Below are 19,530 nucleotides of genomic sequence, written 5' to 3'. Positions count from 1 at the left end.
ACAGAGAACAGAGAACAGAGAACAGAGAACAGAGAACAGAGAACAGAGCTTATATAAATAAGTTCAGATATTGGAGCAATTTGGAATTAAAATTTTATTATAGAAAACAAAAAAATTCCTTCTATCCATAAGATAAGAAGAAATGATTTTAATATATGGGATATTTTAGAAAGCTTGAACGCTTTTAAATATGGTCGGAGCAGTAGGATTCGAACCTACGACCCCCTGGTCCCAAACCAGGTGCACTACCAGGCTGTGCTATGCTCCGAAATTGGGGTGAATGACGGGATTCGAACCCGCGACAACTGGAATCACAATCCAGGGCTCTACCAACTGAGCTACATCCACCATCAAATAAGTTCTACGTACCAAGCTACCAAATGGCGCGCCTGACAGGATTCGAACCTGTGACCATCCGCTTAGAAGGCGGATGCTCTATCCAACTGAGCTACAGGCGCTTAACCGATGATGCTTATCATGCGATACTTCGCCGATCTTAAAATATTCTTTTAAGTGGTCGGAGCAGTAGGATTCGAACCTACGACCCCCTGGTCCCAAACCAGGTGCACTACCAGGCTGTGCTATGCTCCGATCTATCTCAGCTTTTGCTGTATCGCACATCGTGCGGTACGGTGTGCATTCTAGGCGCGACGCCCTCAGACGTCAACACCTATTGTCAAAAAAAGTTAAAAATCCTTATCAAATGTATATTTAACAAGCATTTTGAGGCTTTTTAACGTTTTAATGATGCACTAAAGGCTAACATTCGATCTAAAGGCATTTTGGCACGTTCAGCAAGTGCTAGGTCAACGTGTATTTCCTGATCACCTTTTTGTAAAACTTCTAAAATTCCATCAAGTTCATTCATGGCCATCCACGGACAGTGTGCACATGAACGACAAGTTGCGCCCTCACCCGCTGTTGGGGCTTCAACCAAAATCTTATCTGGTACTGCTTGCTGCATTTTGTAGAAAATGCCACGGTCCGTTGCCACAATGAGTCTTTCATTTGGCAAAGTCTGCGCAGCTTTAATCAATTGAGAAGTACTACCTACCGCATCGGCAATTTCTACCACCGACTCTGGTGACTCAGGATGGACCAATACAGCCGCATCTGGGTACAGTGCTTTCATGTTAGCAATGCCACGTGCACGGAATTCTTCATGCACAATACATGCGCCATCCCAAAGCAACATATCAGCGCCGGTTTTCTTTTGAATATAACGGCCTAAGTGCTGATCTGGTGCCCAAATAATTTTTTCACCTAAGCTATCTAGATGCTCAACAATTTCAACTGCACAGCTTGAAGTCACCACCCAATCCGCACGAGCTTTAACAGCAGCCGATGTATTGGCATAAACTACTACAGTGTGGTCAGGGTGCTGATCACAAAATGCCGTGAACTCATCGACTGGACAACCTAAGTCAAGTGAACAGGTTGCCTCAAGTGTCGGCATAAGAATTGTTTTTTCAGGAGACAGAATTTTTGCTGTTTCACCCATAAACTTAACGCCAGCCACAACCAGTGTAGAGGCTGCATGATCTCGTCCAAAACGGGCCATTTCTAAAGAGTCAGAAACGCATCCACCTGTTTTTTCGGCAAGTTCTTGTACATCTGGATCGCAATAGTAGTGAGCAACAAGGACAGCATCACGTTTTTTGAGCTCTGCTTCGATCTGTGCAAACTTTTGTTGTTTTGCTTCTTCACTTAGGCGGTTGTCTTTTGGTTCACCTAAACGGTCTAAATGCGCTTGTACAATGTTTTTTGCATCGTTGGCAATTAAAGTCGCATCACTCATAAAACGTCTTCTCTATCCTTCATGCTGGCATACCTGCTCGCATATAACGTTACTGCTTAAACGATTTACTAAATTCAATCATTTAATATCAAAAGATGGGGCTAATAAAAAAGCCTCTTTGTCGAGGCTTGATTATAACTGAATATTTACGAACGGTAATCTGCATTAATCTTGACATAGTCGTAAGATAAGTCACACGTATATACCGTGTCTTTGGCTTGTCCGCGGCCTAAGTCAACACGAATGGTAATTTCGGTTTGTGCCATTACACGAGCACCTGCTTCTTCGGTATAGTCCTCGGCTGCGCCACCATCTTTACAGATTTGCACGTCGTCTAACCATACCTGAATTTTAGACACGTCTAAGTCTTTCACTCCAGCATAGCCGATTGCAGCTAAAATACGTCCCCAGTTCGGATCAGATGCAAAAAGTGCAGTTTTAACAAGTGGTGAATGCGCAATACTATAAGCAATGTCACAACATTCTTGAGTATTTGCACCACCTTCAACAGCAACAGTAATAAACTTGGTTGCACCTTCTCCATCACGGACAATTAACTGTGCTAAACGGTTCATTACACGAGCAAGTACTTCTAACACTTTAGCGTAGCGTACATCGCTTTCCGATGTAATTTCAGCACCACCAGCCTGACCAGTTGCCACAAAAATACAAGAGTCATTTGTTGAGGTATCACCATCAATGGTAATACGGTTAAATGAATGCTCAACTGTAGTCTTTAATAGCTTTTGTACTAAATCACGGCGAATAGGCGCATCTGTTGCTACAAAGCTCAGCATAGTTGCCATGTTTGGACGGATCATCCCAGCGCCTTTACTAATACCGGTCATGGTATAAGTCATACCATCAAGCTCAAATTGTTCAGATGCGCCTTTTGGCACTGTGTCTGTTGTCATAATGCCAGATGCCGCATCACTCCATGCAGCGTCTTGTACGCTATTTAATGCAGGTTGTAAGCCAGCGAGTAAACGTTCCATCGGAAGCTGCTCACCAATCACGCCTGTTGAAAATGGAAGTACTTCGAAACTGTTAACGCCAGCAAGCTCCGCTAACTTTGCACAAGTATCCTGAGCATTTTTCAAACCTGTAGGACCAGTACCAGCATTGGCATTACCTGTATTAATCACTAAATAGCGCGGATTGCCTTCGGCAAGATGAGCTTTAGATACATGAACAGGTGCCGCACAGAATGCATTTTGCGTAAATACACCTGCAACATTTGAACCTTCTGCAAATTCAAAAATGACTAGATCTCGTCGGTTTGGGTAACGTACATATGCTTCTGTTGAGCCAATTTTTACACCTTTTACCACATGCATTTGTGGCATTGTTACGTCACCGACAGCCATTTTTAGAACATCCAGAGTTTGTTATGAAAAGATTAATATTTCAGAAAATAGCGAGGTTATAAAACACGCTTTATATGAAATATCAGAATTGACAGCTTATTAGAAAAGCCTAAAAAAATCGAGCGCTAAAAATAGCTTATTTTTGCTCTAATCTTAATAAAATATCTTTCTTATCAAGACCACCGGCAAAACCAACCAAAGCTCCGCCCGCACCAATTACTCGGTGACAAGGTGCAATAATTGAAATCGGATTTTTGCCATTTGCAGCACCCACTGCTCGCACTGCTTTTTCATTTCCGATCTGAACAGCAATATCTTTATAACTTCTTGTTTCACCATACGGAATCGTCAGTAATGCCGTCCAGACCTGTTTTTGAAATGCAGTCCCTTCAAAATCTAGTGGTAATGTAAACTCACGGCGTTTGCCTTCAAAATATTCTTGTAATTGTTGTTCGGTCTTTAATAAAACTGGATGCTCAAGTTGTTCGACCAGCTCTGCCAGTCGAACACGTTTTGGATTTTCATTGTCCCAAAGTACTGCCACCAAAGCATTTTCATTCGCAACCAGCTTTAATTGCCCAACAGGCGAATTGATATACTTATAAGACAGCAACATACTTGATCCTCTTAGGATGGAGACGAAATTTTCATTAGAACCAGTCCTGATACAATCAGTACAGCAGCAATCATTCTCATCGCACCAATAGGCTCATGAAGAAAGAAAATACCAACTAAAAATGATCCAATTGCACCAATGCCTGTCCAAACCGTATAAGCAGTACCAAGGGGTAAAGTTTTCATTGAAATTGAAAGTAGAACTACACTCAAAATCATAAAAACTACGGTAATAATACTAGGTGTTAAGCGTGTAAAACCTTCAGACATTTTCATAGAATATGCCCAAATCACTTCAAATACACCTGCTAAAATTAAAATAGCCCAAGCCATAACATTCACTAATTTTTATAGCGTCAGGTCGTCCCGACATGATTACCCATTATGGGGGAGGTCGTTCCTCCTTTATGTGAAGACTCAGTTTACTTTAAAATAAAAAATGAAGGCAAACCCGAACTCAAGCTTGCCTCTATCAGAAAATATTATTCATTTTTTAACTGTAAAATTTTTCGTGCACCATTTAAAACGAACAAAACAATAATCAATCCAATAATTAAATCAGGATAACGAGAGCCTGTGATTGCAACCAGTATTCCCGCAATAATGACACCTAAGTTGACGAAGACATCATTTGCAGAAAATATATAACTCGCCTTCATATGTGCCCCGCTCTCCTTATGGTCACTCATTAAGTAAAGACAACTAATGTTGGCCGCAAGCGCTAATCCCCCAATTAAAATCATTAAAATTGAAACTGGTTCACTGCCATATATAAAACGGCGCAGCACATCAATTAAAACGATTATGGCTAAACCAAACTGAAACCATCCGGAAAGATGTGCAGCCTTTAATTGAGCGTCAAGGTTTTTACCCACCACAAATAATGCAATACCATAAATTGCAGCATCGGCAAACATATCGAGCGAGTCAGCAATTAACCCTGTGGAAGAGGCAATAATGCCTGCCATTAACTCAATGACAAACATGACCCCATTAATCAGTAACAGCCATTGTAGAACCTGTTTTTGTGCTGCATTAGTTGAGGAACTTGGTCGAACCTTTTTGGGTTTTTCAACAGGCTCATAATGTGGTTGGGTTTGTTGTAATTCGGCTCCTAAACCTAGACGTTGCAGGCACTGCGTAATCTTTTCGTCTTGAGTACTGTGATACACCGCTAAATGGCGGGCGGGCAAATCAAAATAAAGTTCTTGAATATGTTCAGCATAAGAAGCTAAAGCCATTCGTACCATTTGTTCTTCGGCTGCACAATCCATACGGGGGATATGATAATAACTCACCCATTGGGTTTTATTTACCCTAGGTTCACTTGCCACAGAAAAGTCCTGAGCTGCTACATTTGAGCACCCACAGCCAGAACAGCTTTTATTTACATTTATTTGATTCTCTTGTTTTTCTAAAGCCATCTTTGCACCATAACTGACACAAAAAACAATGCCATCAGTATAAACCAATGGCATGTCATTAAGCTTACTTTTTGTTCGGCAATTAGAATTTTAGTGTTAACCCAGCTCCATAATACCAACCATGTTCTGAGTCGGTTCCAGTTTGCCAAGCGGTTTGTTTTAAACCTTTTTCATAACCATAACCGAAATCAACAAATGGCATTACCTTTTTATTGATTTCATAACGGGTTTGAAAGCCAGCTTGTAAACTTGACAGGCCTGTTTTACTGGCATACCGAGATTCATCTTGTAAAACAACATCTGCTTTTAAATAGGGCTGACCAATCAACTTTTGAGTAAAAAGCAAATCTCTTTCTGTCTCTAGGCTTAACTTCCATAACTGATCTTCACCTACATAAAGATAAGCATCGGTTTCAAAAAAGTAAGGCGCCATGCCATGTAAGCCCACTACACCAGCCCAGCGATCTTCCTTTTCGTCTTCCCGTTGTAAACGTTCATAGTTTACCCCGGCCTGTACATCCCAATAGTCAGCTACATTGCGGCTATAAAGTAATGAACCGCCATAATTGGCATCTTCTGACTCTGCTTTTTCAACGTGGGCTTTAATGAACAATTTATTTTCATCCGTTCCCACCCAGCTTTCCAATTCAGAAGAAAAACTGCTTTCACCCTCTTCATTTTGAGTCCAGCCAGTATCAATCTTTGTTGCTTGATAAACCTGTCCACCATGTTCGCGTAAATGATCGTGTGTTAGAGGTTCTTGAGCAAAAGCAAATACAGATATACCCGAGAAAGCACCGCAACATATCATTTGAGAAAATAACTTAGTGATGCGCATGACTAGCTCCTTTCTCATTTTCAGATTGAACAGTTGGCTGGGACTGAGCGGGCTGTTGCCCATCGTTGACTTGAGCAACAATTAATTTATTCATCATTCCAGCACTCATGTGATAGAGCAGATGGCAATGAATCGCCCATTCTCCCAAGGCATCGGCTGTCAATAACGCAGTAACGGTCTTTCCGGGTGGAACAATAATGGTATGTTTATTTGGTAAATTTTTAGCTTGTTGACCATTTTCCAATTGCATAAACATGCCATGTAAATGCATTGGATGAGCCATCATACTGTCATTCACAAACTTCAAGCGTATGCGTTCACCATACTTAACTTGTAAAGGTGTCGTGTCACTAAATTTCTTGCCATTAATGGTCCAGATATAACGTTCCATGTTGCCGCCTAAACGAATGACTAATTCTCGTTCGGGCGCACGGGTATCTGGCTGAGGTGTTAAAGATTGCAAATCGCTATATTGCAGTGCTTTCATACCCGCTGGCGTTGAAGCATTTGCCCAGCCATAAACTGGTTCATCCTTTTTAGGCTTATTCTCAGATTGAGCAGGCATCTCATGATTCATATTCATCATAGCGTGGCCATGCTCGCTAGCTGACATTCCCTCCATATCATGCTTCATGTGCATCATGGAATGATCATGTTCGCCAGATGACATATTTTTCATGTCATGATCCATATTCATCATTGTGTAATCATGATTAGCCTGACTCGTCTCTTTTTTCATTTCAGGCATGGCCGACATGTCATGTTGCATGTTCATTTGATGGCCAGCATGTTCATTACTTCCACCACCATGACTCATGCCCATATCATCCATGGTCAATAAAGCACGTGGGCGTGGTATTGGCATTTGGACTGGCCCCACAGCCTGCGTATTTTCATTGTGCAAAGTACCGATAGCAAAACCACTACGGTCAATAGACTCTGCTTCAATCTGATAATTTGGCTGTTTAGGTTCCACAATGACATCGTAGGTTTCAGCTGTACCAATACGAAACTCGTCAATTGCAACAGGTTTGACTGGCTGCCCATCTGCACTTACAACTGTCATTTTCAAATTTGGAATTCTGACATCAAAAAATGACATTGCTGATGCATTAATAAATCTCAATCGAACCTTATCACCAGCTTTAAAGTTACCTGTCCAGTTTTGCTGAGGAGTCTTGCCGTTGACTAAGAAGGTATAGCCCGTCACATCAGACATATCGGTTTTTAACATCCGCATCTGATTCCACATTGAACGATCTTGCCAAGTTGCTTTGAAGCCCTGTGCTTTAACTTGCTTCCATACATCCGATACAGTTTCACGGCGGTTTTGATAATACTCAGCAGATTTCTTCAAATTCTTCATAATGCTATCGCTAGAAGAATCATGGAAATCTGAAAGCATCACTACATAATCACGATCAGTTTTTTCATGCGCCGCAACTGGTATTTTGCCTTTTGGATAAATCACAAGCGGCCCATATAAACCGTCTTGCTCTTGGCCTTTACTATGGGCGTGATACCAATATGTGCCATTTTGTTTCACCTTAAAACGGTAAACAAAGTCTCCGTTTGGCGCGATTCCTTTAAAATTATTAAAACCCGGCACACCATCCATTAATCCTGGCAGTAATAACCCATGCCAGTGTAAAGAGGTATCTTGATTCTTTAATTGGTTATGGACGTGAATAACAGCCTCATCCCCCTCTTCAAACTCAAGGAGTGGTGCTGTAAATTTTCCATTTACGGTAATTCGTTTAAGGGGTTTGCCCGTAACATTGACCTGTTGTTCATTAATATTAAGGTGATATTCCTTAATTGCCGCAAGAGTCCATGGTGAAACCAATAGACCAAATACAGCGACGAGGCTGCTAATCGTTTTATGAGACATTGCTTTAATCCTTTTAACTAAAAAAATAAGTAAGAAAGGATTAAGCTTTTGGTGGACGTAAGATTTCTTGCCAGTATCCGGCTAAATGCTGTGCCTGATAAATACTACTAAATTGAGATGGAATAGGAATAAATGATGATTCAATATCTGGTACAGCTTGCTGTAAAGCCAGATTTACCATCTGACAATGGACCGGATTACAGTCTTGGCAGTGTTCACCATGTTGGTGAGAAACCTGAGCCATAGATTGATGACACGTTGTCTGCTCATCAGCTTGAATATGCATAGAGTGATGTTTCATTTGCTCACTATGACACGGCATAGTATGAAGATCATGCTGCATAGGTGTCTGAGCAATAGACACACCACTCCACCCAATAACTAAAGTCATCAGGAACACAAACCAAGCATACTTGCGTAAGTGTTGCAGTGTCATCATTTATTGCCTTGAGCAATCTACTTATCTTAGTTGTTTAGCATAACCAAGTTTTAAATTAGATACAATTTTCCATCTTAGATGATTGTTATTGAGGTCATTAAGCAAATGGAGGTTGATGCTGAAGAACCAAATCAATTACCTGTAATGCACCTTCTTGCTCATTATTTGCAGTTGTGTAAGGAGCAACGGCTTTTAAGGCTTCAACTGCATTTTCGACTGCAAACCCATAACCTGCTGCTTTAATCATCTGGATATCATTATTGTTATCACCAATCGCAACGACTTGATCGGGGTGCACCTGCCATTTTTGCAATAATAGCTTCAAACCATGTGCTTTGTGCTGGTCCGGAAGAATCAAATCGATAAAATTAAAGCCACTTGAGACTGGTACCAAAACCTTATCTTTTACAAAACTTTGCTTCTGAAAATGCTCAAAAATTGTAAAACTTTCATTTTCCTGCGCAGTAAAAGTAATTTTACACACCAAGTCATCTAGTGCATAAAAGTCATCTATAACCGTCAGCTTTTCAAAATAGCGAGCGACTTTAGCATAATCTTCCCCGTTCATACTGCTATGCACATAAGCACTCTGTTTTCCGCAGATCACCATTTTAGAGGTATACACTGGGTCAATCGCATTTAAAATCTCAATGAATTGCTCTTTGCTTAAATGAGCAAAAGCTAACTCTTGCCCCGCATCTACAACATGAGCACCATTTTCGGCAATAAAAGCAATCTCATGATTAATTTCTGGAAAATACGTAACAAGCTTTGCAAGCTGGTTGCCACTAGCAACTACAAAACGGATATTATTTTGTTTTAGTTGTTCATACTGTTTTAAAAAACGTGCTTTGTTGTACTGCTTCTTAGAATTAAGAAAAGTCCCATCCATATCTACCGCTAAAATTTTTACTGTCATTAATGATCTAGGTCTCTTACTAAAATCTTATTAAATCAAATTTAGCTTTATTTTTCATGACACTTTTACAGTTTTCTATTCAATATATTTTAAAAAGTTTTACACAAGTCTTCTCGTTTTTTGCACAGGTTATTTTTTAGCAAAGCTTAATAAAAAAACAGATCCAAAAATATCCCGATAGAATAGAAAAAGAACGCCAAAGCGTTCTTTTTTCATACGTTTTGCTTAGAGAATAAACGGTTGATCTCATTTTGTTTATTTTACCAACATCTTATCCATATGGTTATCAACACAGTTATCCATACAGTTATAAACAAAGTTATCCACAAGTTTACTCTCAGCTTAATATTCTTTTTTTAAGCGTCTACACTACCGACTTTTGCAAGCTCTGCACGCATTTGATCAATCACAACTTTATAATCTGGTTGACCAAAAATTGCCGAACCAGCAACGAACATATCTGCACCAGCTTCTGCAATTTCACGGATATTTGCAGGACCAACACCACCGTCTACTTCTAAACGGATATCACGGCCACTTGCATCAATAATTTTACGCGCTTCACGTAATTTTTCTAAAGTCATTGGAATGAACTTTTGGCCACCAAAACCTGGGTTTACACTCATTAATAAAATTTGGTCAACTTTATCAAGAACATAGTCTAGATAATGCAATGGTGTTGCTGGGTTAAAAACTAATCCTGCTTTAGCACCACCAGACTTAATAAGCTGTAATGAACGGTCAATGTGATGAGAAGCTTCTGGGTGAAACGTAATGATATCTGCGCCTGCTTCTAGGAAATCACCAATAATACGGTCAACTGGAGATACCATTAAATGCACATCAACAGGAGCAGTAATTCCATAATTTTTTAAAGCCTTACACACACCTGCACCAAAAGTTAAATTTGGAACATAGTGATTATCCATCACATCAAAATGCACTACATCGGCACCTGCAGCTAACACTTTGTCTACATCTTCGCCTAAACGAGCAAAATCGGCAGATAAAATAGAAGGAGCAATCAAATAAGGCTTGGACATAGGTGGATGACCTGGCTAAAAATTTAAGGAGAGGCTAAAAATTATAACAAAAAAGAACCTACTTGGCCCGCTCTTCCTTGCTTAAATGACAACATTTCAAACTTGCAACGTAACGTTGCTACTATAGAATGCCAAGTGCCAAACGAATTTGTTAAGGTACATTAAACCAATGTGAGGATTGATAATGAAAAGCACAACTCATCTATTAACAAATGATGGAAAACGCATTGCAAAACGTCTAGTTAATCATTGGAAACATAAATTTGAAGTACAAGAAACTGAACAAGATTTTAAAATCTTAATGCCTACAGCAACTATTACGCTTGCGCCAGAAACAGAGCAGTTAAATGTTGCTATTGATAGCCAGTTAGATGACCATGACCACTTGGAAAAAGTTGTCCTTGATCATCTAAACCGTATGGCTCAACAAGAATTTCAGGTGGAATGGCACCACTAATTATTCGCCAGCGACCTTTTCCAACTGGATTGCATGGAACTGCAAATGCTCATCCATAAAGGTCTGGATAAAATAATAGCCATGATCATAGCCAGCATGTTGTCTTAAAGTTAAAGGCTGTCCTGCCTTTAAACATGCTTGCTTAAATTTTTCAGGGTGAAGTTGTTCATAAAATTGGTCATCTAACCCCTGATCCACCAAAATTTCATTAAATACCGCACCATTTTTTGAGACTAAAGCCGTGGCATCATGAGCCAACCAGCTATCGCGGTCTGTACCTAAATAATGGCTAAATGCTTTTTCACCCCATGCACATTCAGTTGGCGCGCAAATCGGTGCAAATGCAGATACTGACTTAAACTTCTCAGGATATTTAAAAGCTAAAGTTAAGGCGCCATGTCCCCCCATTGAATGTCCAAAAATACCGACTTGTTGAGCATTGACTGGAAAACTTTTTAAAATAAGTGGATATAACTCATCGATTAAATAGCTTTCCATTTGATAATGCTCAGACCAAGGTGCTTCTGTGGCATTAATATAAAAGCCTGCGCCCTGACCTAAATCCCAATTGTCACCTACTGCAACTTGTTCACCACGAGGTGAAGTATCAGGTGTAATCAGTATAAGACTAAGCTGGGCAGCCATATGCTGTGCATGTGCCTTAATGGCAAAAGTTTCTTCAGTACATGTTAAACCCGCTAAGTAAAACAAAGTTGAGCAAGGTTTACCTTCTAAAGCAGCAGGCGGCAAATACACCCCAAACTTAGTAGAGCCTTTTAATAATTGAGAATCAAACTGATAAATGCGCTGCTCACCTTCAAAGCAGCGGTTTTTTTGCAGGAGTTGCATCGTTTTTAGCCTCTGTTTGTGTCTGAGCAATATTTACCCTACCTGTATTTGGTTGAGGAAAAAGATATTTTTCCAACTGAGGTAGCATAAGTTCCATATTCTTACCAATCATCCATTGTGGCTCTGAAGGTTCTACACCTTGAGCTACTTCCCATTTGGTTACGGTTTGCTTAGCGGCATTAAACGAATCTTTCATAGAAGACTGCTCTCGCATCGCCAAATCAAAGAAAGCTCGTCCAAAATAAGTATAGTCAGCTTCGTTATTACAACCGAACGAAGTTTTATCCGCAGCAGATGCCGTAATAATTAAAGTATCAGGTGACTGTAACGCCGGAATAAAACTTCCTGAGTAACAAGCAGAAATGACAATCACACGCCAACGTATCCCCGCTTTATCGAGCGTTTCACGTAACCATTTCGGATCGACTTGCCCCAAATCTAGAGGTGCATTTTCAATTTCAAAATGGTTTTGCTCACCGTGCGATGTCATATATAAAAATAACACATCACTATCACGGTTCATTTGCTGGCCCATACGGCGTAGAGCCAACTCTATACTGGTTTTAGACGCAATCGGGATTTCAGTTCGTGTATCCGGATTATTGACCAGCATCATTGAACGCCCGACTGTACCGAAACGTGTATCAAATTGTTCTTTAATACGAACCACTTCCGATTTAAAAACGTCTTGATAACTATCGCCTGCAACACCCAAGAAATACCAATGACTTTTAGCTAACTCACCATATTGAACTTGCTCTAAAGCATCATGAAGTAATTTACTTTGTGCATAAAAAGCATCTTCGGCAAAAGTAGGTGGAGAATCTTCCACTTTCCAAATAGGCTGATCTTTTACGGAAAGTTGCCAAACCACCATGGTCGCAATGGTCGCAACCATAACCAATGCCCGCTCCCACCAAGGCCACTTAAGCTCACGTGAGAACACCCAAATGACCGCCAAACTTTGCCACACAAAAAGTGCTACAAACAAACCAGGTAAAATACCGTTATAAATAGCATCCGGAATAAAGTTTAGATAACCATTAGATCCCAAATATTGAATTAAACACTGTATTAATAAAATATTGGTATCTAAAACCAACCACAATAAGGCTGGAACCAACATTAAACGCGGCTGATTAATACGCTGTGATAAGAAAATACCAACAATAAGCGCAATAAAAGGCCAAAGTGCGTATCCAATTAGACCTTGTGAGTTGAAGTCGCCAATTTGACCGGCAACAAGCCAACTATAAAGTGAGTTGGTACACCCACCTAATACTCCCCAAACAATGAGCTGAAGAATAGAGGGATGTACGATCTGTAAGGAACGTCTTGACCCCAAAAATAACCACATTCCGGCAAGCTGGTTACTTTTAAAATCATGCCAAAAGTTAATGGAAGGTTTGAGATCAATCATAAAAAGGTTTCAAAAATTTCGTTTTTGTCAGGCACCATAAGTGTATGCCTGCTAAGAATTTTAGCAATCATGCTTTTGAACTATATCACATATATTTGTGCATTATTCAAGCAATAAAACTTAACCTTACATAAGCTTACTGAAAGTAAGCATCAAAACGACAAGCATCCCCCTGCCACTGATGGGCTGGTTCTTGATTTGCTAAAAAAATAGCATGTCGTGGACGTTTTACAATCACTCGCTTTGCAACTTTTTTGGCTAGCTCAAGCAAATGATCACCCAAATCCATTTCTCCATCTTCGGGTAAAAGTAAATGCAAAAGCTGCATCTGCTTTTTGACTTGGGCTTGTTTTTTAATTGCTTGTTGATTTTGATCGCGCTGTGGGAACATCGGGTCAAGGTAGACCACATCAACTGTTTTTTCTTCTTGATCTAATTGCTGTAAATAGCTTGCAGAGTCAGCGAAGATCAGTTGAATACGATCCATAAATTGGCTTAAAAATGGATCATGCTGTGCCTGAGCTTTTGAATCTTCAAGTAAAGTAAATAAAATCGGATGGCGCTCAACAAGGTGGATTTGGGCTCCTAGATAAGCCATAAGTAAGCTGTCATGACCTAAGCCCGCTGTAGCATCGACCAGTACTGGCTTTTCACCTAACTGACAAGCACGAGCAATCATTTCCGATTTAAGACTTGCTCGTTTTAAACGCGGAATTTCAGCTTTCCAGTCAGGCTGCATTTTCATGCCGTTAGCAGATAACCAAAGTCCGTTTTCATCTACACAAAGAGCCAAGTCAGGATTTAAACGTAAAAAACGGGCATTAAGTTTTTCAATAGGCTGTAAATCGACAGTCACGCCTCTAGAATAAAGCACAGCTTGGTAGTGCTGTACTTGTTCTTGAAAATCTACTTCAAAATATATGTGCATGCGCAGTGCCTTTAATTTGCTTTGCCCTGATCCGCAATTTTTTTCCATGCATCATCACGTAAGTAAACCGGTAAAGCATGTTCAGCATCAACCCACTGCTTTTGCGCTGCATACACACGTGCAATCGAAGCAATGTCTTGTGCAGTGGCAGTGATTGTTTGATGTTCTGCATCAGTTTGAAGAAGCTTAGCACCCGAACCGATTAAGCAATGCTTTGCATAGGCAGCCGCTTGCTCGTAGTTCATTAATTTTTCTTCATCTATACACTGCATGATGCCTCGCTCATCTAGAACAAAACTTGCAATGTAAACTTCATTCATACGTGCATCGAGTACCGCAGTCACCTGTTCTAAACCTTCAAGTCGGTAAGCCGCTTGTGCGAGAGCTTGTAAGGTAGAAACTGGAATTACTGGTAAATCTTGTGACCAAGCTAAAGCCTGAGCAACTGCTGCATTAATTCGAACACCACTAAAAGAGCCGGGCCCTCGACTAAAGGCAATTGCATCTAAACCAGCTACGTCAAGTCCAGTTTGTTGTAACCCTTGCTCAATCATTGGCAAAATGGTCTGGGTTTGTGCTTTCGCTCGCGTATCGAGTTGGAAAAAGAGTTCTTGGGTTTCATCGATTAATGAAATGGAACATTGCTCGTTTGCAGTTTCCAACGCCAGCAGTTTCATGCACAACCTTAGTATTCAATCAGATTAAAAACGGAAGTTATGATACCCCACTCGGCTCTGATAGGCGAGTTGTTCCTATCTAAATAAAAACGCCAAGCTGGTGCTTGGCATAGAAAATATCTCGCTAAAATTTTAAAAATGGAATTCTTTCAAATCGGCATAGCTTTTAAAGTGTTCAGCATAATGTAGTGCGCTCAAGCGTATTTTTGCTGCGCCTTCTTCATCTAAAGTTTTTACAATTTTGCCAGGTGAGCCCATTACCACTGAGTTATCTGGAATCACTTTACCTTCCGGTATTAAAGCATTCGCACCAATAATACAGTTCTTACCAATCACGGCTCGATTTAAAATGACAGCATTCATACCAATCAAACTGTTATCGCCAATCGTACAACCATGCAACATGACTTTATGCCCAACAGTGACATATTCGCCAATATTTAGCTCAAGGCCCGCATCAGTATGTAATACCGAATTTTCTTGAATATTAGAAAAATTACCAATCCGAACGACACAATTATCGGCACGTACTACAGCACCAAACCAAATACTGACCTGACGGCCTAGTTCTACTTGTCCAATAAGCGTTGCAGTTGGAGCAACCCAGCCATCCCATGGCTCATGTAAGGCTTTTGGATGCTGTCCTTGATAGCTATACATCATAATTTATCAGTCCTGATCTTTATTTTTTATGAGAAAATTTTGGCATTCCAAACGTTGGTGCATTCAGTAGAAATGGCCATTCTTTTTGGTAGCCTAAACCATATTTAAATAAGGCAATTAACATTCGCGCTGTGAGACCCCAAATAATTTCATTATCAATCTGCAAGCTTGGGAAGTATAAAGATTGATGAGCATATCGCACTTCATATGGCGTCGGACGCGTCTCTATAAGTTGCTGTAAAGGCACAAAGAAAATTCGATCAATTTCGGTGGGCTGAGGAATTAAAGTTACCTCAGGAGGAATAAGCCCAACAATCGGTTTTACAGACAAGCCACTTCTTGCACGTTGCATCGGCAAATCGCCTAACAACTGCACATCAAATGGATTTAAAGCCGTCTCTTCTTGAGCTTCTCTTAGCGCTACAACAATATTACTAGTATCACTAGGGTCACGCTTGCCACCAGGAAAAGAAACTTCCCCCGCATGGTTGTTCATATGTATTGAACGGCGTGTAAGCAGTACCTTAGGATTATTTTCATTCGTAATCGCAATAAGTACCGCAGCTTGTGCTTCTTGTATGCGGGTGGAAAAGCGCAATCTTTGCTGTAACTTTTGTGTTAGCAAGTGCTCTTCCATACCATTCACCTATTATTCTGTCTCTCTTTGCATCATATCTGAAAATCAAACTTAGGGAATAGAGTTGATGCGTAAGTCTAAAAATTCAGTTATGCTGAGGCATCTCTATACTCGATGATAATTATGAGTTTCTGTGTAGCGTGTGGGCATAAAACCGAACAAAAAATTCCTTTAGGTGATCATAAAGTACGCCGTGTTTGTACTCATTGTGGAAATATTCACTATGAAAACCCCAAAGTAATCTGCGGTGCCTTAGCGTTATGGGAAGACAAAGTATTACTTTGTCGTCGCGCGATTGAACCTCGTTATGGCTTATGGACTTTGCCTGCGGGTTATATGGAATTGTTCGAAACTATGGAACAAGGTGCGGCGCGTGAAACTCGTGAAGAGGCAGAAGCCGAGATTGAAATAGAACAACTTTATTGCATGTATAATATTCCCCGTATTGGGCAAATTTATGTGTTGTTCAAAGCACAGCTTAAAGATGGCCTTTTCGGTGCTGGCGAAGAAAGTATCGAATGTCGACTGTTTGAAGAACATGAAATCCCATGGGGTGAACTTGCCTTTCCTAGTGTTGAACACACATTAAGACATTATTTCGAAGACCGTAAACAACAAGTTTTTCCAACACATCTAGAGACGTTAGGAACTCGTTTAGACCATACAGGCTAATGAGCTAGATAATAAAAAAGACCGCTTTTGCGGTCTTTTTTAAACTCTTATTTTGTCTTAATTTGATAACAATCAGCGGTTCTAATCGTTACAGTCCCACTCATTCGCTCAGCTAAAGCTTTATCATCTTCTGTAGGAGCTGGACTTACATCCTTAATATTATTATATACTCGTTGATAAAAGGCATATGGATTTAACCATGAGACTGTTTTGTTATCATAGGTCGTAAGATTAATTCCATTTACTTGCCCTTGTAACAAGTTAGCAACGTTAATTTTTGCTCCACTTACAATTAATGTTTGACCGCCTGTCTCGGTAGTAGCTTGAACAACATTCGAGTTTAACCCAGCCATAATACCATTTAGATTACCGAGTTTAGGTTCAGCAAAAATCATTTTTACTGTAATTGATTTATCATTTGAAGCAGATTCAGTGCCACCCGTTGTTCCTATGCGATACTGTTGAACACCATTATTATCAACCAGAGTATTATCTGAAACAATACCACAATGGCCAGACATATCTGTTGGTGTTGCATTAGGTTTAATATCAGTTCGAATATCTCCATTTTCATCAATCACAATACCCAGATCGATTGGGGAAATTCCAGCTGTATCAAATTTAATATTTAAAGTGGCGTATAACGGGAAAATATAAGTTTGGCCCACGCTTACATTTTTTGAGGTTCTAAAGATATCCTTTGAAAGATAACTTGCTGGAGTTATCTTATAGATATCCATCGAACCATTATAATTTTGATTACTTATACTTTGACGCCATAATGCATAATGTTGAGGATTTGGTGTTTTACTATTTATTGCGCCTAAATACAAACTTTCACGACCAGCAATAAATGAGTCATTTAATAATTTACCTTGATAAATCAGTAAATCTTCATTGCTATTAGCTGAGGCTTTTAAATGGAATGGTTGTGTTGGTTTAATCTCAGCTTGTAAGGGATCAAGCCATGTAGTCTGAGCATTTGCAGTAAGTTGAGCTGGCTTAGCTTTAGTTAATACCTCCATTACTGCTGTAACTGTTGAATTACTTGTAGTAGTACTTGTACCTTTCCATTGTAAGCCATAACCAAATGTATAACCTTGACGATCTGAGAGTAAGAACAAATTACCTATCACATGTTGGGTATTAGCTGTATTCTTCGGACAATCCGCTAAATTAGCTAAATTACAACCATAAAAATTTTCAGAAATTAAATTAGGTTGAGCTAACGTCAAGTAATCAGATTGATACAAGCCCACTAAACTTAAATGAGCCAACTGAGTTAGTAAAGCAAAAGCTTCATTATCATTAATTTGGCTCACATCTAACCAAGGTTTCAAAATATTAATATATGCACCACTTTTCCATTCAGTAGTAGTAATATTTTGAAGTACAACATTTAATGTATTTTTTTTATCTTCTGTAAATTGGGTAGGCTGTATATCTCCAATTACATTATCACCACGTTCTAAACCTATACTTTGGAAAAGCTTAATTAAAGCCATTGCTACACGAATGGTTGGATCATCTTGACTTAATGAAGCTGGTGCTACTCCAGTTAAAGCAGTAGCCATATCCATAACTTTTAAACGTGGTGGGACAACGACCTTAATTTTTGAAATATTATCTAAATTGATAGAGCCCAGATCAATTTTTGTTTTAGTCTGAGTACCTTGTAAAAAGAAGTTGGCTGTATCGCCCAGTTTACATGTGCCAACAACACTATTTCCTGAAGCTTTAGTAACGAAACTCTGATTTGTAGCACTACTACAGGTAAAATTAAGACCAGCAATCGGATAATCGAGTGAAAACTGTAAACAATCATTACTTGAGACAGCGCAACTTCCATTCGCATTTGAGCTTCCAGACCCATTTGTATGATCTTCATTAATAGTTGAGCTACCACCACCACAACCATTCAGCATTATTGCTAACGTAGTTAAGGCAAAAGGCCATAATAATTTTTTATTCATTAGATACCCTACTTATTTTTAACGTAATACCGAAATTTGAATCTGTCCCTGATTTGATAACTCATGTTCTGCTACATCTATAGAAGAAGATAATGGAGTTAACATTATATAACGTGCATGAGCCGGGACTTTTAAAGTACCTTGAATCGATGCATGTTGTAGTATGGTTGAGGGATAAGATTTGCTCTTAAAACCACTTGCTCCCTCTAAGATACATCCCTTTTCATCTAAGAATATAACCAAAGGCCAATAATAGAGAGGTGTTGAACTACTCGCTGCAAATGACATAAGCTGTAAATGTTGTACAGAGGGATCTAGTTTCACCAACTCGTATTCAAACTTTTCTTTTAATGGCTTCCGTGGCCATAAATTCACTTCTTTTTTTGATCCAAGAACTTTAATTGACTTTTTGTAGCCTTGCACAAAACACTTATCTTGCTCAAAAGTCGTTTCTAATTCTTTTTGAGATAGCCGGATATAAGTTGGTGCTAAAATAATTGCTGCACGATCATCTTGAGATTGTTTATGAAAGAGTTGTTCTAACGTAGATTTACTCACACCCTTCTGACGTTCAATAGACTCCGTTCGTCCTAAACCATTCGGCATAATATAAAAGCGTTTCTTACCTTCCAGATTAAATTCTTGATCCTCAAGATATTCATTATTTACATACTCTACGCCATCAATACTCGTAAATTTAGATTTATCTTTTGAAGAATCCGAATTTGCGCCAGCCTGTGTGGTAGTTGGCATAGATAAATAAGAGCTATCAACTTTCTTTACTTCTTCACTCATTATTCTAGAAGGACTACTTTGGCTCTTTAGTGCTTTAGCAACATTCGTTTGTTCCTTAATTTCTCCCTGATTAGGCTTAATATGAGTTAAGGAATGCTTAGGTGCAGTCGGTGCAGTCGGTGCAG

At 39.6% G+C, this 19,530-nt stretch carries 20 protein-coding genes and 4 tRNA genes; 2 read left to right on the top strand and 22 right to left on the bottom strand.

Annotated elements, in window-relative coordinates:
• Positions 1–191: 191 nt before the first annotated feature.
• The 14 genes from C1642_RS05205 to rpe form a co-directional block, all read right to left on the bottom strand.
• Positions 192–268: transfer RNA gene (locus C1642_RS05205), tRNA-Pro, on the bottom strand.
• Between the two features lie 4 nt (positions 269–272).
• Positions 273–348, bottom strand: a tRNA-His gene (locus C1642_RS05200).
• 33 nt (positions 349–381) lie between these two features.
• Positions 382–458, bottom strand: a tRNA-Arg gene (locus C1642_RS05195).
• 56 nt (positions 459–514) lie between these two features.
• Positions 515–591, bottom strand: a tRNA-Pro gene (locus C1642_RS05190).
• 142 nt (positions 592–733) lie between these two features.
• The gene (gene nadA / locus C1642_RS05185; protein WP_001278264.1) at positions 734–1,798 is read right to left on the bottom strand and encodes a quinolinate synthase NadA; all 1,065 of its coding nucleotides are present in this window, start codon (positions 1,796–1,798) and stop codon (positions 734–736) included.
• Positions 1,799–1,944: 146 nt separating this feature from the next.
• Positions 1,945–3,165, bottom strand: coding sequence for a bifunctional glutamate N-acetyltransferase/amino-acid acetyltransferase ArgJ (gene argJ, locus C1642_RS05180; protein WP_000268130.1), 1,221 nt, complete (start codon positions 3,163–3,165; stop codon positions 1,945–1,947).
• Positions 3,166–3,301: 136 nt separating this feature from the next.
• Complete coding sequence (locus C1642_RS05175; protein ID WP_000927482.1) at positions 3,302–3,781, bottom strand: methylated-DNA--[protein]-cysteine S-methyltransferase; 480 nt, start codon at positions 3,779–3,781, stop codon at positions 3,302–3,304.
• An 11-nt stretch (positions 3,782–3,792) separates the two neighbouring features.
• The gene (locus C1642_RS05170) at positions 3,793–4,113 is read right to left on the bottom strand and encodes a DMT family transporter (protein ID WP_000312237.1); all 321 of its coding nucleotides are present in this window, start codon (positions 4,111–4,113) and stop codon (positions 3,793–3,795) included.
• 149 nt (positions 4,114–4,262) lie between these two features.
• Positions 4,263–5,258, bottom strand: coding sequence for a cation transporter (locus tag C1642_RS05165; RefSeq protein ID WP_213064253.1), 996 nt, complete (start codon positions 5,256–5,258; stop codon positions 4,263–4,265).
• A 28-nt stretch (positions 5,259–5,286) separates the two neighbouring features.
• Positions 5,287–6,042, bottom strand: coding sequence for a copper resistance protein B (locus C1642_RS05160; protein WP_045900418.1), 756 nt, complete (start codon positions 6,040–6,042; stop codon positions 5,287–5,289).
• Positions 6,029–7,933: a copper resistance system multicopper oxidase gene (locus tag C1642_RS05155; RefSeq protein WP_103236012.1), complete on the bottom strand. Its 1,905-nt coding sequence runs from the start codon at positions 7,931–7,933 to the stop codon at positions 6,029–6,031. The genes C1642_RS05160 and C1642_RS05155 overlap by 14 nt, the downstream gene beginning before the upstream one ends.
• A gap of 40 nt (positions 7,934–7,973) precedes the next feature.
• Positions 7,974–8,369, bottom strand: a complete 396-nt coding sequence (locus tag C1642_RS05150; RefSeq protein ID WP_000174928.1) for a hypothetical protein — start codon at positions 8,367–8,369, stop codon at positions 7,974–7,976.
• 100 nt (positions 8,370–8,469) lie between these two features.
• Complete coding sequence (locus C1642_RS05145) at positions 8,470–9,291, bottom strand: Cof-type HAD-IIB family hydrolase (protein ID WP_103236011.1); 822 nt, start codon at positions 9,289–9,291, stop codon at positions 8,470–8,472.
• 356 nt (positions 9,292–9,647) lie between these two features.
• Positions 9,648–10,334, bottom strand: a complete 687-nt coding sequence (rpe, locus tag C1642_RS05140; protein WP_000043044.1) for a ribulose-phosphate 3-epimerase — start codon at positions 10,332–10,334, stop codon at positions 9,648–9,650.
• Between the two features lie 184 nt (positions 10,335–10,518).
• Here rpe and C1642_RS05135 point away from each other — a divergent pair, with 184 nt between their 5' ends.
• Positions 10,519–10,791: a DUF2218 domain-containing protein gene (locus C1642_RS05135; RefSeq protein ID WP_000843451.1), complete on the top strand. Its 273-nt coding sequence runs from the start codon at positions 10,519–10,521 to the stop codon at positions 10,789–10,791.
• On the opposite strand, the gene fghA is transcribed toward C1642_RS05135, so the two are convergent.
• The 6 genes from fghA to C1642_RS05105 all read right to left on the bottom strand — a co-directional run bounded on the left by fghA (position 10,792) and on the right by C1642_RS05105 (position 15,974).
• On the bottom strand, positions 10,792–11,640 hold the full coding sequence (gene fghA, locus C1642_RS05130; RefSeq protein ID WP_001176396.1) for an S-formylglutathione hydrolase: 849 nt from the start codon (positions 11,638–11,640) through the stop codon (positions 10,792–10,794).
• On the bottom strand, positions 11,609–13,060 hold the full coding sequence (locus C1642_RS05125; RefSeq protein ID WP_103236010.1) for a C13 family peptidase: 1,452 nt from the start codon (positions 13,058–13,060) through the stop codon (positions 11,609–11,611). Before C1642_RS05125 ends, fghA begins: the two co-directional genes overlap by 32 nt.
• 136 nt (positions 13,061–13,196) lie before the next feature.
• Positions 13,197–13,988, bottom strand: a complete 792-nt coding sequence (locus tag C1642_RS05120; protein ID WP_103236009.1) for a class I SAM-dependent methyltransferase — start codon at positions 13,986–13,988, stop codon at positions 13,197–13,199.
• Positions 13,989–13,999: 11 nt separating this feature from the next.
• Positions 14,000–14,665: a tRNA (adenosine(37)-N6)-threonylcarbamoyltransferase complex dimerization subunit type 1 TsaB gene (gene tsaB, locus C1642_RS05115; protein WP_032060007.1), complete on the bottom strand. Its 666-nt coding sequence runs from the start codon at positions 14,663–14,665 to the stop codon at positions 14,000–14,002.
• Positions 14,666–14,797: 132 nt separating this feature from the next.
• Positions 14,798–15,325 carry a gamma carbonic anhydrase family protein gene (locus C1642_RS05110; RefSeq protein WP_077166004.1) on the bottom strand — a complete coding sequence of 176 codons (528 nt, stop codon included), beginning with the start codon at positions 15,323–15,325 and terminating at the stop codon, positions 14,798–14,800.
• Between the two features lie 22 nt (positions 15,326–15,347).
• Complete coding sequence (locus C1642_RS05105; protein WP_002000136.1) at positions 15,348–15,974, bottom strand: CoA pyrophosphatase; 627 nt, start codon at positions 15,972–15,974, stop codon at positions 15,348–15,350.
• Between the two features lie 114 nt (positions 15,975–16,088).
• Here C1642_RS05105 and C1642_RS05100 point away from each other — a divergent pair, with 114 nt between their 5' ends.
• Positions 16,089–16,637, top strand: coding sequence for an NUDIX hydrolase (locus C1642_RS05100; RefSeq protein ID WP_000006665.1), 549 nt, complete (start codon positions 16,089–16,091; stop codon positions 16,635–16,637).
• 47 nt (positions 16,638–16,684) lie between these two features.
• Here the strand turns inward: C1642_RS05100 and C1642_RS05095 are convergent, their stop codons facing one another.
• Both C1642_RS05095 and filE read right to left on the bottom strand, forming a co-directional pair.
• Positions 16,685–18,610 (bottom strand): hypothetical protein, encoded by a 1,926-nt coding sequence (locus tag C1642_RS05095; RefSeq protein ID WP_031966839.1) that lies wholly within the window; start codon positions 18,608–18,610, stop codon positions 16,685–16,687.
• An 18-nt stretch (positions 18,611–18,628) separates the two neighbouring features.
• Positions 18,629–19,530: putative pilus assembly protein FilE (filE, locus tag C1642_RS05090; protein ID WP_103236008.1), on the bottom strand; the 902-nt coding region annotated here is incomplete at its 5' end.

The organism is Acinetobacter sp. AKBS16, from assembly GCF_002899995.1.
In the GTDB taxonomy this organism is placed as follows: domain Bacteria; phylum Pseudomonadota; class Gammaproteobacteria; order Pseudomonadales; family Moraxellaceae; genus Acinetobacter; species Acinetobacter baumannii.
The sequence above is the reverse complement of the archived record's forward strand: the minus strand, read 5'-3'. Positions and strand labels throughout refer to the sequence as shown.

Excerpts from the sequence above, each read along its gene's own strand:
- C1642_RS05165 (WP_213064253.1), bottom strand. The coding sequence starts at position 5,258 with ATGCCATTGGTTTATACTGATGGCATTGTTTTTTGTGTCAGTTATGGT.
- tsaB (WP_032060007.1), bottom strand. The coding sequence starts at position 14,665 with ATGAAACTGCTGGCGTTGGAAACTGCAAACGAGCAATGTTCCATTTCA.
- C1642_RS05160 (WP_045900418.1), bottom strand. The coding sequence starts at position 6,042 with ATGCGCATCACTAAGTTATTTTCTCAAATGATATGTTGCGGTGCTTTC.
- C1642_RS05095 (WP_031966839.1), bottom strand. The coding sequence starts at position 18,610 with ATGAATAAAAAATTATTATGGCCTTTTGCCTTAACTACGTTAGCAATA.
- C1642_RS05135 (WP_000843451.1), top strand. The coding sequence starts at position 10,519 with ATGAAAAGCACAACTCATCTATTAACAAATGATGGAAAACGCATTGCA.
- rpe (WP_000043044.1), bottom strand. The coding sequence starts at position 10,334 with ATGTCCAAGCCTTATTTGATTGCTCCTTCTATTTTATCTGCCGATTTT.
- argJ (WP_000268130.1), bottom strand. The coding sequence starts at position 3,165 with ATGGCTGTCGGTGACGTAACAATGCCACAAATGCATGTGGTAAAAGGT.
- C1642_RS05125 (WP_103236010.1), bottom strand. The coding sequence starts at position 13,060 with ATGATTGATCTCAAACCTTCCATTAACTTTTGGCATGATTTTAAAAGT.
- C1642_RS05170 (WP_000312237.1), bottom strand. The coding sequence starts at position 4,113 with ATGGCTTGGGCTATTTTAATTTTAGCAGGTGTATTTGAAGTGATTTGG.
- C1642_RS05100 (WP_000006665.1), top strand. The coding sequence starts at position 16,089 with ATGAGTTTCTGTGTAGCGTGTGGGCATAAAACCGAACAAAAAATTCCT.
- C1642_RS05155 (WP_103236012.1), bottom strand. The coding sequence starts at position 7,933 with ATGTCTCATAAAACGATTAGCAGCCTCGTCGCTGTATTTGGTCTATTG.
- C1642_RS05145 (WP_103236011.1), bottom strand. The coding sequence starts at position 9,291 with ATGACAGTAAAAATTTTAGCGGTAGATATGGATGGGACTTTTCTTAAT.
- C1642_RS05110 (WP_077166004.1), bottom strand. The coding sequence starts at position 15,325 with ATGTATAGCTATCAAGGACAGCATCCAAAAGCCTTACATGAGCCATGG.
- C1642_RS05120 (WP_103236009.1), bottom strand. The coding sequence starts at position 13,988 with ATGCACATATATTTTGAAGTAGATTTTCAAGAACAAGTACAGCACTAC.
- nadA (WP_001278264.1), bottom strand. The coding sequence starts at position 1,798 with ATGAGTGATGCGACTTTAATTGCCAACGATGCAAAAAACATTGTACAA.
- fghA (WP_001176396.1), bottom strand. The coding sequence starts at position 11,640 with ATGCAACTCCTGCAAAAAAACCGCTGCTTTGAAGGTGAGCAGCGCATT.
- C1642_RS05175 (WP_000927482.1), bottom strand. The coding sequence starts at position 3,781 with ATGTTGCTGTCTTATAAGTATATCAATTCGCCTGTTGGGCAATTAAAG.
- C1642_RS05150 (WP_000174928.1), bottom strand. The coding sequence starts at position 8,369 with ATGACACTGCAACACTTACGCAAGTATGCTTGGTTTGTGTTCCTGATG.